The sequence below is a fragment of the Ruegeria sp. N4 genome, assembly GCF_056531425.1.
The window spans coordinates 1-15161 of record NZ_JBQFLT010000017.1 but is presented as its reverse complement, the minus strand read 5'-3'; the positions used below and the strand labels follow the sequence as shown (position 1 = coordinate 15161).

Below are 15161 nucleotides of genomic sequence, written 5' to 3'. Positions count from 1 at the left end.
CTTGATTTACAGCCAAAACAGAATGGTGGCTGCGAGAGCGATTACAGATCGGAGGAATTCTGAAAATCGGGCCTATCGAGTCGCGACCCGCCACTGGTCCTTCAGGAGTCCGACACTAACAGTAACGGCGTGCAATTTCGTGTTTGAGCTACCATTGGTGTGCCCTATCAGCCTGCCGTACCTTCCCCCTTTAAACCGCGGGTTGGAGACAGGGCGGTGCACACTTAGTTTTGATGCGTCAATCATGATTTTCTAGTGCTCGCTTCCTTTCGAAGCCTGCCGAGTTTTGGTGCCTCCTCAATGTAACGACGCCCTGATCTGACAAAGGTTGTCGGCGAAAATCTAACTCATCTGACTAGTTGCAATCTGCGAAACTATTTTCCTCGAGGCACTCTTCGACTTTAGCGTCCAACCAGTTTCGATAGAACGCAAGCGAAGTGTAAATCCCATAGAGATCTTGGCGAGCGCAGCCCTTGCCCCAGCTAACCGCACCAACGAGGACAGGATCCTGTAGGTTTAAGGCTAGCGGCACATCTCTACTTGGTCGAAACAACAATGGGCCGCCGCTGTCACCGGAGCAAGAGTCAAATCCTCCCGAAAAGAAGCCAGCACAGATCATGCCTGGTTCGATTGAGTAACCATGTAGCCCATAGGCAGACGCACATGTTTCATGGTCTACTTGGGGCAAGCGCACTTGTCGGAGTTTTGCAGTGGGTGGCATAACCTCCGCCACCCGACCCCAGCCTTGAGCTAACAATGCCAAGTATGGTCGTCCTAACCAGTTTGTGTCTTGGGTGCCCGGCAAACGTATGCTTGCGCGTCGCGTTAAAGAAAGATCTTCGGTTGCTTCATTCAACACGAGCAGGGCCAAATCGTTTGACAAGTTGTCTCTGTCAAAATCAGGATGACCAATAACAGCAATGACGTCTCTCTGTTCACCACTTTCAGAGTCCGCGAGGTCAAGGCGACCAGTGATTGCGTCGATGTCTTCAGGTCTCACAAATCCTGTGCCATCGGAGTTATCAACACAATGTGCTGCGGTGATAGCCCATCGGGCACTTGAGATATTGCTCCTCCAATCAACGTTACCGTTGGGCAAGATCTGCGGGGCAACCAACGACGCGCCACAGATAAACCTCTGACCATCCCGTGTGATGTTAAGTCGAACGGCCCAAGGAGCGTCACCGAGTGTAGCCTCTTCGCCACCAACAATTCGCTCGTTAGCGTCGCGTTGTGCGGCCCGCGACTGCGCCAAAACCTCCTGCCCAGCTAGAGCAAAAAGTGCGAACCCAACAACCACAAGTCTTGAAATGCTATTCATACTATACTCCCCCCGTGTCTATTGGTGCTTGGAAATCCATCTTTTGATTTCTTCACGCTCAAGACTGGTGTTTATGGCGCCGCGCCCACAAAATCCGTCCGGGTTAGTAGCGAGACCCCTAGAAGTAATTGCAACCAACCGTGGTGGAACACCAAAACCACCATCTGGCACTGGCGAGTCAGCCGTCTCGCGAATAAAAATGGGACCTCCACTGTCACCAAAACAGCTATCCTGACCAGCACCTTCCTCGAAACTCGTGATTATGTTTTCTTCTCCGGCGTGGCAGCCATGTTCGCGCGCATCTTGGTCTGTGCACAGCCGAGAAATGAACTTAAAGCGGGCTCGATGTTTTTCGCCTGCTGTATCTATGCCATCTGCTTGGCCAAATCCAACGCCGTAGACAAACGGTGCAGGTTCCAGTCTAGCGATTGGTTCGGTTGGCAAGCCGTACTCAGACATAAGAGGCGGTAACCGTTCCTCCAGATGAAGGATTGCAAGGTCGCCTGATGGGTATTGGCCAATACGCCCATCATTGCGCCAAGTCTCGTAGTCTTCACAGAAGCTGCCGCTAAGGAACGCCGCTTCGGCCTTGACCGGCATTGAAAATGCTAATTCGCCGGCTGGCCGTACTTCACGGGCGGCAAAGATGGTGTTTCCAAAAAATACGTAGGACGGTGTATTATCACATAGACAGTGTGCGGCCGTTAGCACACTAGCTTTACCAATGAGTACACCGCTACAGAACACTCTGCGGTCCGAGCTCTGCAATCCCACGGTTGAAAAATATGACTTCGGAGCGAGGCGGTTGAATTCTGAAATCCTTGGCTTAACCTGAATTGGTTTTGCAATGATCTGTGATCCTCGATTTCTGTCGTCTTTTTTTTCGACCGCAATCGCGTTGAGACGATATTTCGGCAATTGATTACCAACGAAGGGCCAAAGTTCTGGATTGCCGATACAACCGGGAGGAACGCAAATGGGTCCAGTTGGATCTCCGCCGCAGATGCACCCTAAGCAGCACCGGTTGACGTTGCCTGCGTTTATAATGAATGGCATTGGGTCGAGGTACTGCGCCGGATAAGCGCGAAGGATTTCTTCCACTCTGATTTGCCCCGTTTGATCAAGACGTTCGTAAATCACTTCAGAGTTTTGACCGTATATACCAATTCGTTTCAGTAGCTCTTCGATCGAGTTGTCAGCAAGCAGGGGTAGGGATTGCATCCGTTCAGGAAGCCAATGGAACTCACCGTCAATTGGGGTTCGGGGGAAGACGGCAGCACCCAATTTCGGACTGGATCTCTCTTGCAAACCATTGGGCAACGACGGTACAAAATATGGAGGAGCGTTGTGCCTCGGATTGAGAAGGTGATTTTCCCAACCGCCACCGCTAGGACTTAGTTCGCCAAGTACGCCAGACTGATCACCCGGCACAATGAACTCCTGTGCAGCGAGGGCGCGTGAGAAAGCAAGAAAGAAAATGACTGGAATCAGTGCTGGAGTCTTCCGCCACCAATTGAATGGCAATGAATTGATTGGCATCATCACTAATTCTCCTGAATTAAAAAGAAATCTCTTTGGAGTGGTTGTGAGTAATCATCCATCACATCTACGAAATAGATCCCAAAGTTAAGTTGCCTAATTCAATAGTGGTTAGAAGGACCTACAGTTCTTCCAATATTGGTAAGATGACTTGCGGTTTATCAAGATAACCGACTATTCCGTGGCGGTTTGCTGTTTGGTTGTCGATGTTGTTTATGTTCGCAATCTGTGGCGTGATCGGGAAATTCTGCTGGTCAAGTGGATTGAGTGCTACAACATCGCGTTCGTCGAAGGCATTTACCCAAAAACCTACTGTGTCAGGATAACGCAACGGACGAAAACGGCGACTAATTGCACTAATGCCAAGAGGTGAGCCGAGCGTAAAATAGAGTGGCGCATGCAAGGCAGGGTTATTTCTTAAGATGTTGTACATAACTACCGTTCCCAAAGAATGGGCGACTATAATGGTTGGTCGTTCATCCAACCTTTCCAACACAATACCATCAATGATTGATCTAGCCCCGGGGGACTGCAAATAAATGAAAACGTCCCGCATGAAGGTTTCAAGGAAGCCCTGAGTCACTGCTGGAGTGTGTCTGTCGATAGCCTTGATGATTGCTTGCACCCACTCCCAATTCCAAGGTGCACGCTCACGCGGGTTGTCGCCATAGATTTCGTCTATCTGCTGGTCCGTTATGCCCTTCGATGTTCGGATTTCACTCACAACTTCTTCTTGAAAAACGAGATACTCGTCTTGAAATGCCCCTCCACGGGTGGTGATCTCCGAAGTCAGTGGAAGTTCGTAATCGCGTACAACTTCATCAAGCGCGTCACCGTAGAAAGGTAAAACGATTTCCAAATTTTGTGGCAAACTTGCACCCGCAAACTGAGCCCCTTGGAGAAGCGCTCCAGTCCACTCTTGCAACAGCTCGGCTTCAGACCTTCCACCTTGAGATCTACCGTGTACCAAAAGCAAGCGGGGCGCCGGTTGCGCGACTGCCGGGCTTACAGAAAGCAGGGAACTAATTGCTGCCACCTGCATTAATTCACGGCGATTGGGATTGAACATCGTCCTTCTCCGTTCATTGAGTTAGATATGAGGACACGCCTCGAAAACTTGGTCCTCAGTCGCGTTGGATAAAATCGCCATTCCTCTTTCAGAAAAAGTCGTCCAAAGGCTGTTTGTTAAAAATGGTCTGGCAACACGGTACGCTTCGGACAGAGGAGCACTGCGCGGACGGATAAGTTCCCATCCCTGCCGCAGCATTGGTGCAGCCGGAGCTAAAGCTGGTCGCCCAGAACAAGCTTCATCGAATATTCCTGAAGCCAAAGCCGTATCGTAGAGGGACAGTCCATCAAAGCTATCCTGCATGATCTGATGTACGCTTTGTGCGCCGCTACTAGAAGGAGCCATTGCGTACGCATATGCCGCATAGATACCAAGTGTCGGATCTGCGCCCTTACCCATACGTATCTGGCTTGCGAACCGCTCTGCAGCGAATTCACGTTCTGCAGTGTCACCGTCGAAGCGAAGCGCGCCATTTCGAGTGGCCTCGGCAGTCAAAGCTCGCAGCAATGCAATTGGGTCACCAAGTTCAAACCTGAATCCTACAGGTGTGTAGCGCAAATCATCTATGCCTTCTTGATTTAAGGTCATGTGAACACCGAAGTCGCGGAGAAGCGCAATTACAGTTCCTGAACCATCGTCGAAGGTAATAAGCGCGCCCGCGCCGGGCTCAGAACCCAAATCGACTACCCAAGCATCGAAACTTTCACCTCTCTCCACCCTAAGCGCACTTTTGATAGCAGGGCCGGTGACGTTTTGAACTCTACGACCGTATGAAACTAGCCCTGTCTGCTCGAGCATGTAGTCTTCCGAGTTTCGGATTGCTGCATCAACAACGAGTTGCCCGGCTTCTTGTTCATTGCTTTGTGCGGAAAGACGTGTGATTGGTTCACCATATGAGATGCCTTGGACCACTGCGCGCTGAAAAATGTCACTTACTGCATTTGTGACCGATGCTTCGGACAAATCCACGTCCTGCCCTGGGGTACTTTCGCTTAGCGCAATTGCTGAGCGCGCCATAAAAGCTGGCAAATCGGAATCGACCATAGCGTCGGGAACTTGGTTGAGTTTGAAAGAGTACTCCTGCGCTCTTGCCTGTACTTCTCGGACGAGAAACTTCTCAAGTTTGCGATTGGGAACGACGTAGTCACCACTGGGCAGAGCAACGATCATATCTGAATCCGGTTCGCGAAAGGCCTTGAGAAACGCGGCCGTAAAGATACCTTCGTGCTGCGCTACACTTGTTCCCGCTGGCAACTCATGTGCTGCTTTCCCCATCTTTGCTGCTAAAAAGAGGTCTACTTTTACATCAACATCCCAATTTACCGATACTGCGGACGGAAAAATGGGTTGCCCAGTAACCCCGCTAAGATTCAACGTCTCCGCAACCGATCGACAAGCATCCGAGATGAGTACGACATTCGGGATTCCCGATTGTTTGGCAAAGAAGAAAGTTTCCCAAACAGAAATAGCTTCCGACGATTGCGTAGCCGCCTTGGACAACAACCAATACTCGCTAGTGCCTCCGAGCGTGCCGTGCCCTGAAAAATAGATGACAAGTTGGTCGAGAGTGCCGAGTTTAACCAATCGCTCAATTTCATCAGCAAGATGGTGCGCACGAACAAGGTTGTCTTGCGCGTCTGTAAAGAGACTGACATCGAAGCCTTCTTGATTCAGGAAGTTTGCGACCTCATTTGCGCCTGAAACTGCCGCGCGTAAGTCCGGCAATCCTGGCGTTTTGTCTAGACCGATAACAACGGCGGCACGCTTGGCATCGGTAGTTATAGGCTGGGCGAGCGCTGTATTGATGCCGAGGCTTCCGAAAGCTGTTGCCCCGCCAATCAGAAATTCACGTCGATCTAGGTTTGAAAAACCAAACATTGCCAAATGATCAAGTTAATAAATTCAGGTTTTATGATGCCACAAAATGTAGAATTTTTCAATTCTGCCTGAATTTCGAATCTGCCGCACGGGCAAGCTAGGGTCAGGATGCATTGATTTTCAAAGCGCTGCATGATTCACGGCTAGGAAAACGGAGCGGTGATATGAGTGACCTTTTCTGGCTGACCGACGAGCAATTGGCCAAGCTTTCCCCTTTCTTCCCGCGGTCGCATGGCAGGCCACGGGTCGACGGCAAAAGGGTACTTAGCGGGATTACCTTCATCGATCGCAATGGGTTGCGGTGGCGTGACGCTCCCAAAGAATACGGACCGCACAAGTCGCTTCATAGCCGGTGGAAGCGTTGGAGTGAGAAAAGTATCTTCGCTCGGATGATGGTCGGCTTGGCAGCCGAACACTGCGAGGATAAGACCGTGATGATCGACGCGACTTATCTGAAAGCACATCGTTCCGCGACCAGCATGGCCGCGAAAAAGGGGGGCGTGTCCGCTTGATTGGCCGAGCCAAGGGCGGCATGAACACCAAACTGCATGCTATCTGTGACAGCCAAGGGCCGCCGCTCAGCCTTTAACGAATGCTTGCGACCTGCCATTGCTGCGACGGGCAACTGAACAAGTGCCTGTTGTGCGATGTTCACGTTGTGGTCGGGGCACGCCAGGTATGGGCTCCCAACAGACCTTAGCCGCAACGTCATTGATTGGCTGCTACCGGCATTGGGTCAGAAATGCTTGACGATTGGGTCAGAATTGAATGACGTGATCGGACGATTTATTGAGGTTTTAGTTGTCGACTGAGTCAAAGATCGGTGACGTTCCACAGTGCTTGTGTCAGGCGACACATAGTTCTGCCACCAGCGACAGAACCTTGCCATTTTCGCCTCACGTCCTTCATCCAGCACCTAGACCGATTTCAATGATCCTGACTTCCCTTTTGGGAAATCAGGGCTGATTTGCAGATCAGACGCCGAAGGCGCCTGTTCCTGCTGATCTGCCACGTGGCGAACGCGGATGGGGGCAAGGCAATGCTATTCGACAATAGTGGTGCGGCCCGCAGGCACAGCCGAGGACACGGTGTTGTCTAATAGGGTTGCCCGAGGGGGAAGGCAGCGTCTTACCCCTGACGGCCGGAGGCGTTTGGCTTGTCCAAATCCCGCTGGCCCCAAAACAAGTGCGGTGGAGCTGGCTGCGCCGTTACTTTTTGTGCCAGAACACGTTGCTTTTCTAAAGAATGCGGGTGGAGAACGGCCATTCGCTGCGGCCTGTAGCAGTCGAAGAAATCTTACTGAACGGCTTCAACCAATATGGGAGGCCGTAGGCAAGCTGGGCGCGAATAGTCCCGCGCTTAATCTAAAGGCCTATCTCGATGAGATTTGGAGCGAAGACAAAACAACTACTGCTTCTTTGGGGATTGGAAAGGGTCTCGCCCGACGAGACGAAAAAATTGCGGAAGATCTTGAGGCCCAATTCAAGATGATTGCGGTCGCCTATGCCACCGGTGAATTGGATGAGATCGACCGCGTAGTTAACTACCTATCGTTCATACGTCGCATGAAAAAGCAGGGCGTTTACGAGATTGGACACTGGAGCGATGAGGACCCAGATGGGTGACGGTGTAACTAGAAGGTGGTTCACGTAACATCCGTTCAGCAATGTCCAATGGCTTTTATCTAAGGCCTTCCCTCCGAGAACTCAAAACCTGACATTTTGGCGGGACGCGGCGAATGACTCGAAGGAGCCCAAAGTGACAAATGCTGCAGCTTGTACCGATGTCCGCTTCCACTTTAGCGCTAGGGGTCGGTCCTCAAAGTCTCTTGCTTTGCAACATACAAAGCACTTCTCGATAAGACCCATGCAAAAAGTGGATCTCTGATCGGGGATTTTGGCTATGCCGGCGGCAAATCGAGTCGGTTCCTGGTTGCTACACAGGTCAACTATCGCGCTAGCATGAATTTGAGATGTTTCTACAGCCCTAATGACGGGCTAAGCATGGCTAAAATATTTCTGGTTCTGCCGAAATCACCTAGCGAATGTACTAATTTCGAGTGGCGTCCGTGCGCCTACAGTCCTGGTCTGATGTAATTCAGGATCGAATTCATCCTGACAATTACTTTGCGGATCACGTGCGTTGCCGCTGCAGACTCAGTGTAAATCGCCGCCAAACCGGCTGCGCCCGGAGGAATCGATGCCAGTACATCAGGGTCGTCCGGAATTATGGTAACGATGAAGGGCTCGCTTACGATCTCCCCAGCCTGAAAGACAGTTCCGCTGACTTGAGCTTGTCCCTGTGAAGAAATATCGAAGATCGTATCCACCGTGCCGGTTACCAGCTCTCCCGGTCTGATCTTGAAGGCAATTTCAGCAGGTTGACCTGGCCGAAGATGGCGGAGGTAGATCTGATGTACCTGAACGACCAAGGCTTTTTCAGCAGTGTCAACGAACACTCCCGCGGGCGAAAACGGGAACGATACCACTCTTTGACCTTCTGTGATGGCAAGGTTGTTCACAAAGCCTTCTGAAGGAGCACGGACAATTGTCTCTTGCAGATTCCACTGCGCCTGATCAAGCGCCGCTTGCGCCTCCGCAAGCTTAGCGACAACGCCATCCGGTGTGAGGGCATCGAGTTCGACCTGTGCCCGAGACACGGCCGCCTGTGCTTGATCAACTGAGCCTTGTGCCGCTTCGAGATTGGATTGACGGGTTTCAAGCCGATTTTCCGAAATAGCCCCGCTTTCGACAAGCCTACTATCATCCTCAAAGCGTGATTGAGCCAAGTCTCTTTGCGCAATTGCCTGACGCAGTTGCGCCTCGGCGGAGGCAAGGTTCTCACGGTCCTGCCGAATGTGTGCCTCGACACGTGAAACAGTTGCTTGCGCTCGTTCAACCGCAATTTCGAAGGGTTCCGGATCAATACGGAACAACACGTCACCCTCTTGCATCGGAACATTCGGTTCTGCCACGACCTCGACAACCTCGCCAGCAACGTTAGGCACGATTGAAACTGCTCTGGTTAGAACCTTGACCGGCCCGGAGGGTGCACCCCACTGCATGGGAATGAAAAGGAAGATGAGCAGGATAACCATCCACCCAATGGTGGAAAGCCACGTCGCCTTGGAGTTTGGAAGAACCTTGAGTTTTACAAGAATGAAAAGGACAGCAACATATATGAGGGTCAGGAAGACAATCATGACGCGCCTTTCGACCGAGCACTGGTTTCAGCTTCGGTTGCTGAATTCGTTATTGTTTGCAGCGGCGACTTTGTGAATGCCCAAATCAATGCAAGCGGCCAAAATATGCCAAAAGTAATCGCTCCCACCCAGCCAGCGACATTGATCGCATCTGCTTGGGGATGCTCGCGTTGCTTCGCGATTTTCCCCGGTAACATTGCCAGGATCACAAATCCTACGATGGCTGTGAGGATCAGTATGACAAGCACGACCCACGCAAAAATGTCCAAGCCGCTCACTCTAAATGCCTCCCTGTATTAGCTGTGCCCACCGAGCTATGTTGGTCTAATTCGCCGGAACAATTTCCGGAACACGGTAGGCTCGAAATTCTTCGACATCCGGTCGATATGCCCGAAGCAGCAGGTTCCAACCGTCTTCGGGTGTGAAGGCGAAGTTGGGAGCAAGTGCGCGACAGTCCTCGCCACCGAATGCAACGTCAAACGAGCCGTCGTCGTTGCTGACAACGCCCTGGTTTGAGCTGACGATGCTATCCGTGTCCGACATCAAGTATTTCTGCGGCCCATATACCGTGATGGAAAAGAATGCATCGACTGGCACTTTCGGGAAAGTTGCAGTGTAGCAAGCGCCTCCCACAGCGTTTTCAGGACCACCGATAGCGTACATTGCGTTTTCGTCCGCTGACAAACCCCAGGCGCCTGCCGTCACATAGGTGAAATACTCCCAGTCCTCGACATCGGCGACCCGCTTCTGCATCGCACCGAACGATGAAGGCAGCTTGGAATACTCAGCCAGCAGGGCGGCGCGCACCCTTTCAAGCACCTCCGCGTCAAAACTCGGCAGATCATTCTCTGGTGCGGCGCCAGAGATTACATATTGTGGCTGAAGTTCTTCTGTCACAACACGCACATCATCTGCCGTAGCATCCGTTCCGGTCCGAATGCCAACGGCAACGAAATCGGTCTCGAAATCCTCGGACGAAAACGTGTATTGGCCGTCCCCGTACAGGTAGAACGGCGTCATGTGGTCTTCCGTAATGATCTGGATCGATAGAAACCGGTCGCCCACATCTGGCACATCCAGCGTAAACCCCTGTCGCGCGTTAACGATTGCAATCGAATAGATCGTGTCGTTATTTGGCGAAACGACCCAGCGGTCGTCGGCGGTAGACAGGTTCGTGAAGTGAAAGAATTGGTTTATGCCAGAGCGGCCCATGAAGTTCGCGAAAAACGCCCGGCTATCTGCGTTGATGTATTCGGCGGCGCTCATCCCGTAGTCGTTCGGATCTGTGGACCAGCCGGAACTGTCTATGTCCGGGATATCCGCTAGCACCGTCGGTACGATCAGAGTGCTGCACAACAAGGCGGCTGTAATCTTGTGGAACTTGCTGGATGCGCTTTTCATTTTGTTTCAACCTCGACTGTCAAGTCAGCGCCGGGAACCGGAACATAGGCGCGAAGGACGCCATAAAATGGCGTTCCGGTCGGAATGCCGTTCTGCCCCTCGCCGGACGGGCTGAGCGTTACGGTATAGGTGCCGTCTTCATTCGGCTCGGCTGTATAGCTGGTTTGATCATAGATGCCCTTGTCGTTGGGGATCAGCAGTTTGTTGGCGGACGCATAGACCGTAACGGAGAAATAGCCGCCTTCTTCGACGATGTTTGCAGGGACTGTCAGAACGTAGGTGTCTTCACCGTTGAACGGCTGGCTGTTTTCGTCAAACGCAAGCAGGCCGTACCTCACCACGTTGGACGGCGTGCCAAGCTGTCCTTGGAACACGCCGACCGCAGCGTGAATCTCGCCCACATCGCCTGAAACCGACCCGAATATCTTGTCGGTATCTACAAGTGGCACCGCTGTTTCGATGAGCGTCAGTGCCGCCGCCTCGGTTTCAGGCGAAAATCGCTGCACGTCGCGGTCCATGTTACCCTGGCCGCCTTCCATCACAATCTCGCTGCTCAGCGCCATGACCTCGTCAAGATTGTCGACGACGACCATTCGGGTGAAGGCAAGCCCTTGGTCGGTCTCAAGGGCCAGTTTATGAAAGTCGCCCTCGGGCAGTGTTTGCCCGGGCCGAAATAGCAGGATCGGTAAATCCGGGTTCACAATGACGCCTGGTATGTTGTGCTTCATGTCGAAAACCGACACCGAGAAGTAGCGGTCGTATCGCGGCGCGCGAATGATCGCAGGACCCTCGGACAAACTGAACCAGTTATAGCCATAATTCACTGTCGCCTGTGGCGTGATCACCGTGTCATCGGTGGGGTCGACGAGTCCCGTGAACTGAAAGCTGCCCGGCTCGTTGGTTTCAAGCCAGCGCTGCATCATGCGCACTTGTTCCTGGTTGGGATACTCGCGGATATAATTTTCGATGGTGTCCTGAGCAAATGCAGGAACAGCAAAGAACGGCAGAAACAATATCAGATTGCACAGCTTGCGTATCAACATGTCGTTTCGTACCTTCTTGATCCAATGATTTCGAGTTTATCACCTTGAACGTAACACTGAGCCAATCTTGGTCAAACTTCTGGGGATTGGGCGCTGTTGTGACGCACAATATATACGGGAGTTGTATGTCCGTAGAAAACGAATGAGTTTGACTTGGCCCAAAACCCTTCAAGAATGAGCCTTTGTCTCACCAAGTTTCGGCACCATTGTTGATCATACACCGCCGCGTTCGACTGGCTTCCCCAAAGCGGTCATTGGCAAACTTTCGGCGAATGGCCGTTTCGTCCGCCAATCGGAACTGCAAAACCTATTTTAGAAAGTCCGGTTCGGGCCGGAGAGGGTCCACTTCTTGGAGTAAAGAGATGGACGGTTCTGAGCCCTGCGTGAAGTTAACTATCCTTCTGCTGTTTCAATTTTCCACGCCTTTAGCAACTGCGGAAGTGCAACGTCCCAATCAACAACACCTGTCCGTTTGGCCCAGTCGTTGTATTGGCCAACTAAGTCTGCCTCTAATTCGACGTTACTCCCTCTCAAATCAGTCAACTCTGTGCGATCCGCTTCGACGTCGTAAAGTTCCCAATCTTGCCCATGCTGCCTGACAAGTTTGAACTGACCCAGCCGCACCGCCGAATTTCCCTCATGTTCGAAGAAGATAGGCTCTTCTCGCGCCCAATCCTGGCCGCGGAACAGGTCCATCAATGACTGCCCTTGCATGGGCTGAATTTCGTGGCCACCAACCTCACTTTGGTACTGACAACCCGTTGCGTCCAAGATAGTCGGCAAAATATCGACGACATGACAGGCCGCATGTGCGGTCGCACCGGAAGCGACCCCTTTCGGCCAATGCGCTATCAGTGGTGTCGAAATCCCGCCTTCATGGACGTAGTGTTTGAACAACCGAAATGGCGCATTCGAGACATTTGCCCACGGCTTGTCGTAGCTCTGGTATGTCTGGGCACCGCCCGGCATCACGTCGGGGCGGTTTCCCATTTCAATGGTTAGGCCGTCATTTGTCGTATCTGGGAAGAACTTTGCCCACCCGTCTTCCGCCATGAATTCAGCGCAACCACCGTTGTCGGACAGGAACAAAATCAAGGTGTCTTCAAACTGCCCAAAACGCTTTAACGAAGCGATGAGCCTGCCGATAGATTGATCCATCCGGTCAACCATCGCAGCATAGGTGGCCATCTTCCGTGCCTCCCAATCGGTATTCTGTTCAACCTCCCAAGGGTGAACAGCAACATCACGCGGAGATATTTCCCAGTTCTTCTGAAACAGGTTCATGCTGTTCATGGTTTCGTGTCGTGCGGTACGGATTGCGTCCCAACCGCCAGAATACACCCCGTCATATCGAGCGATGTCCTCGGGATGGGCATGCAGCGGCCAATGCGGTGCAGTATGTGCGAGATAAAGAAAAAATGGCTGATCGTCGGGCGTTTCTTCGATCATTCCAATCGCTTTGTCCGTGATTGCATCTGTGAAATAAAAGTCATCAGGGAATGTCATGACACGGCTGTCATCTTCGAGCATGTAATGCGGTGAGAAGAAATGGGTGACGCCATCGACGATCCCATAGAAGCGATCAAAACCGCGCTGTCTCGGCGTTGGGTGCTCAACATCTCCAACACGCCAACTGTCAACTTCGCGCGCCATGAAATCTCCGGCGACATGCCATTTGCCGGACATCAAAGTCCGATAGCCACCAGCACGTAGGTGCTCGGCAATGGTGGCGCTGTCATTCCGCAAAAACCCCTGGTATGCGGGCGTTCCCAGGTTGGCCCCCATGTGGCCCACGCCGGCGTTGTGCGGGTACAACCCTGTCAAAAGAGACGCCCGCGTAGGACAACAGCGGGCACAGTTATACATTGCCGTAAGCAGCACACCATCCCTTGCAAGGCCATCGATATTTGGAGTGCGTATTTCCGACCCGGTGGCACCCAAATCTGCAAAGCCCAGATCATCGGCCAGGATCAGTATCACATTCGGTCGTTTTCCTGTCGGCATTCGGGGGCTCCATTGCTACACTTGTGATCTTACCGCACGATTGAAGATGATCTTGTCCCCAAGCGACCCGACCACAGAAGTGTAGAGCCAAGGTTCTTTGATCATCCTGTCCGAGCGACTAGTTTGAGAACATGGCCTCCGTAGCACAACTAACCGACTGGATGATTACCGAAGGACGCCGCTCAGGCGACCCTGAGAAAGTAGTTTCTTATTTCTGCTCGTTCTTAAGTAAGGAAGGTGTACCGCTCTGGCGGGTCAATATCGGTCAGCGCTTCGCCAATCCGCTACTCATCGCATGGGGGGTCGTTTGGACCCCTGACGGAACAGACAGCTACGACGTAACTCATGAAACGACGTTGACAAAAGGGTATGTTGGTAGCTCATTTGAGTACATTCTGGAGCACAGAAAACCTCTGCACAAAAGCCTGCGACAGCTGGACCCAAAGACTGAGCACTCATCGTATGTTGAATTCGCTGGGTTAGGTGGCACAGATTACTATGCCACTTTGATGTATTATGGCGACGGATCTCTGCACGGCTGCACTTTTGTCACGCAGAAGCGAGAAGGCTTTTCACCGCAACATCTGGCGTTGATTGAGGCGGCACTGCCTGCTCTGTCTTCCGCTTTGGAACCCGTCACGATGCGCAAGTCAGCCCAGGGGCTGCTACGAACATATCTCGGCGACGGGCCCTCCGACGCCGTGTGGAACGGGCGGATCAAGCGAGGCGAGCGAACGACCCTTGATGCGGTCGTCATGTTTTCTGATTTACGAGGTTTTACGGCACTTTCAGAAGTCGCGCCAGAGGCAGATGTTTTTGACGCGCTGAGCGGCTACTTTGATCTGGTTGTTCAGTCTGTGGAAGACAACGGAGGCGATGTTCTCAAATTTATGGGTGACGGAATTCTTTCGATTTTCACCATCGAAACTCAGGCTAATCACGCAGAACGATGCCGAAAGGCAGCGCAAGCCGCAAAAACTGTATTGGCCGGTTTGACGACGCTAAACCGTCGCTGTGTCGAGGCTAAAAAGCCATCTTTGGATGTTGGGATCGGGATCAATGTTGGGCAAGTCAGCTATGGCAACATCGGCAGCCCAGGAAGGCTTGATTTCACGGTTCTTGGGGGCGCAGTGAACGTTGCCAGTCGAATTGAAGGGTTAACTAAGTCTATTGGCCGCAGAGTGCTGGCGACATCAGCGATTGCTGATGCCTCCCCTGATCTGTTTTCCCCTTGTGGGTTTCACGAAGTTCGTGGCCTTGCTCGTCCAATCGAATTGTTTTCTCTCGTCGAAGAAGAGCTTTGATTTCGTGCTGAACTGATTTTGGCTGCATCGCAAAAAGCAGGAAACGGGTATTGGGCGCCAATTGTCAAAAGGCTGGTTTGTCCCACATTTGGGGGTTTGCAAAGCCCGACGGTGAAGGTTCGGTTCGGGCTGGATACTGATTCAACTTGCGGCACAGACAGTCTGCAAGCTCACGCGATGTTTGGCTCAAGTGTTGAGCCGATTTATGTCCACGTCCGCAACTTCAGCCGCGAAGGCCTGTAAGGATTCATCAAGCACAACATCGCATCCCGGAACCACAAGATCGTTGGTTTGAGTGGCACCGACTTAGCGGGGGTTCGCTGACGCATAGTGACTGTGCGTTCTCGTTAGTGGCGAGCAGTTGCCCGACCTCCCATCTTTGGCCTGAAAGGAGACAACC

At 52.3% G+C, this 15161-nt stretch carries 11 protein-coding genes and 2 pseudogenes; 3 read left to right on the top strand and 10 right to left on the bottom strand.

Features of this window, described 5'->3' with window-relative positions; all coding sequences use genetic code 11:
- Positions 1–6 precede the first annotated feature (6 nt).
- From ACR0LW_RS19870 to ACR0LW_RS19850, 5 genes and pseudogenes are all read right to left on the bottom strand, one after another.
- A pseudogene (locus ACR0LW_RS19870) lies at positions 7–111 on the bottom strand (IS5/IS1182 family transposase); the annotation flags it as partial.
- A 244-nt stretch (positions 112–355) separates the two neighbouring features.
- Complete coding sequence (locus ACR0LW_RS19865) at positions 356–1321, bottom strand: S1 family serine peptidase (RefSeq protein WP_480884103.1); 966 nt, start codon at positions 1319–1321, stop codon at positions 356–358.
- 18 nt (positions 1322–1339) lie between these two features.
- Positions 1340–2863 (bottom strand): trypsin-like serine protease, encoded by a 1524-nt coding sequence (locus ACR0LW_RS19860; protein ID WP_480884101.1) that lies wholly within the window; start codon positions 2861–2863, stop codon positions 1340–1342.
- Positions 2864–2981: 118 nt separating this feature from the next.
- On the bottom strand, positions 2982–3929 hold the full coding sequence (locus ACR0LW_RS19855; protein ID WP_480884099.1) for an alpha/beta hydrolase: 948 nt from the start codon (positions 3927–3929) through the stop codon (positions 2982–2984).
- A gap of 21 nt (positions 3930–3950) precedes the next feature.
- On the bottom strand, positions 3951–5807 hold the full coding sequence (locus ACR0LW_RS19850) for a caspase family protein (RefSeq protein WP_480884097.1): 1857 nt from the start codon (positions 5805–5807) through the stop codon (positions 3951–3953).
- A gap of 164 nt (positions 5808–5971) precedes the next feature.
- On the opposite strand from ACR0LW_RS19850, the pseudogene ACR0LW_RS19845 reads away from it, so the two are divergent.
- Positions 5972–6387: pseudogene (locus tag ACR0LW_RS19845) on the top strand (IS5 family transposase); the annotation flags it as partial.
- Positions 6388–6997: 610 nt separating this feature from the next.
- On the top strand, positions 6998–7432 hold the full coding sequence (locus tag ACR0LW_RS19840) for a hypothetical protein (protein ID WP_480884095.1): 435 nt from the start codon (positions 6998–7000) through the stop codon (positions 7430–7432).
- Between the two features lie 449 nt (positions 7433–7881).
- Here the strand turns inward: ACR0LW_RS19840 and ACR0LW_RS19835 are convergent, their stop codons facing one another.
- The 5 genes from ACR0LW_RS19835 to ACR0LW_RS19815 form a co-directional block, all read right to left on the bottom strand.
- Positions 7882–9009, bottom strand: coding sequence for an HlyD family secretion protein (locus ACR0LW_RS19835; RefSeq protein ID WP_480884093.1), 1128 nt, complete (start codon positions 9007–9009; stop codon positions 7882–7884).
- Entirely contained in the window at positions 9006–9287 is a 282-nt protein-coding gene (locus tag ACR0LW_RS19830) for a DUF3302 domain-containing protein (RefSeq protein ID WP_170452293.1), read from the bottom strand. The genes ACR0LW_RS19835 and ACR0LW_RS19830 overlap by 4 nt, the downstream gene beginning before the upstream one ends.
- 46 nt (positions 9288–9333) lie before the next feature.
- Entirely contained in the window at positions 9334–10410 is a 1077-nt protein-coding gene (locus tag ACR0LW_RS19825) for a DUF1254 domain-containing protein (protein WP_170452295.1), read from the bottom strand.
- Positions 10407–11453 (bottom strand): DUF1214 domain-containing protein, encoded by a 1047-nt coding sequence (locus ACR0LW_RS19820; protein ID WP_480884091.1) that lies wholly within the window; start codon positions 11451–11453, stop codon positions 10407–10409. The genes ACR0LW_RS19825 and ACR0LW_RS19820 overlap by 4 nt, the downstream gene beginning before the upstream one ends.
- 393 nt (positions 11454–11846) lie before the next feature.
- Entirely contained in the window at positions 11847–13457 is a 1611-nt protein-coding gene (locus ACR0LW_RS19815; protein ID WP_170624453.1) for an arylsulfatase, read from the bottom strand.
- 131 nt (positions 13458–13588) lie between these two features.
- Here ACR0LW_RS19815 and ACR0LW_RS19810 point away from each other — a divergent pair, with 131 nt between their 5' ends.
- Positions 13589–14761 carry an adenylate/guanylate cyclase domain-containing protein gene (locus ACR0LW_RS19810; protein WP_170624455.1) on the top strand — a complete coding sequence of 391 codons (1173 nt, stop codon included), beginning with the start codon at positions 13589–13591 and terminating at the stop codon, positions 14759–14761.
- Positions 14762–15161 lie beyond the last annotated feature (400 nt).